Here is a 993-nt window from a genome sequence, read left to right on the forward strand (position 1 = left end):
GTTTTTCGTGGCCGCATCCTAGTCTTCATAGGCAAATCGATATTACGGATTGGAAGTACGGCAGCATTTATCAAAGCGTAAACGGTCTTCACGCATTGTACGCGTTCGTCAGGGTGCAACTTTCTATAAGAGTGTACAAAAGTATCCACACTATGAATCTGCAACCCCTTCTTGGGTGCTAGATTTTCAGGTAAGGCAGCAAGGAAAGCCGCAGAATATTTATTATGATCCCGCGCATGCGAGTTCTCACGATTTTCTTTATAAACCCGTGCGCCTGAGGCGGCAATATATCTATTCTAGATAAACGACCTAAAAAGGCAAGAGTTTATTGGTTTGTGAATGTTGTTGTAACCGACGAGCCTTATACAAAAGCTTATGAGGTCGACATGATGGATACAGACTATATCGTTAAAGTGAAATTACACCTAGGATTTAAAGTCACTCAAGAGATTAATGTTTATATTCGCCAGATTATCCATGACTTAATGACAAGTGGTCGTTTGCCAAAACAACCACAGAGATATACCATAACACCTGCTAGAGAAGTTGGTGACTTCCAATTCGTTATTATTCATGAGAAACTTTCTCAAACCTCTGAGCTCAGCTCTATTGAGCGCCAAGTTATGCAACTTAAATTGTTTTTTAAAGAACATGTTCAACCAACTGCTTCAGCCTTTGGCTTAGATTATTCAGAAGTATTAAACAAATATGTACTTTTAGTTATTGGAAATGAGAGAAAAATAACACTAACTGAAATTACTAATGATCATATAAAAAATTAGGAACAACTATTCCTTATCAATGTTTCAACGAACTGAATAAATATACAAAAAAAGGAACTCATAAAACGGAGTTCCTTTTTTGATATTGTTATTTGAGTAATCTTGGTTAATTATTTGATTGATTATCTTTTTGTTTTAAAGATGTAAATTATGACTGAAGAAAAATGAACACAAAAAGAACGCTGATATATCAGCGTTCTTAAACTTCACC

General features: G+C 35.5%; 2 pseudogenes. One reads left to right on the plus strand and one right to left on the minus strand.

Going from position 1 to position 993, the window contains the following annotated elements:
• Window positions 1-293, minus strand: a pseudogene (locus ACRCJ0_RS15360) (IS30 family transposase); the annotation flags it as partial.
• Between ACRCJ0_RS15360 and ACRCJ0_RS15365 the strand changes: the two are divergent.
• Window positions 291-782 (plus strand): annotated as a pseudogene (locus ACRCJ0_RS15365) (KUP/HAK/KT family potassium transporter); the annotation flags it as partial. The pseudogenes ACRCJ0_RS15360 and ACRCJ0_RS15365 sit on opposite strands and share 3 nt — an antisense overlap.
• Window positions 783-993 lie beyond the last annotated feature (211 nt).

It is taken from the genome of Aerococcus sp. L_32 (assembly GCF_050689315.1).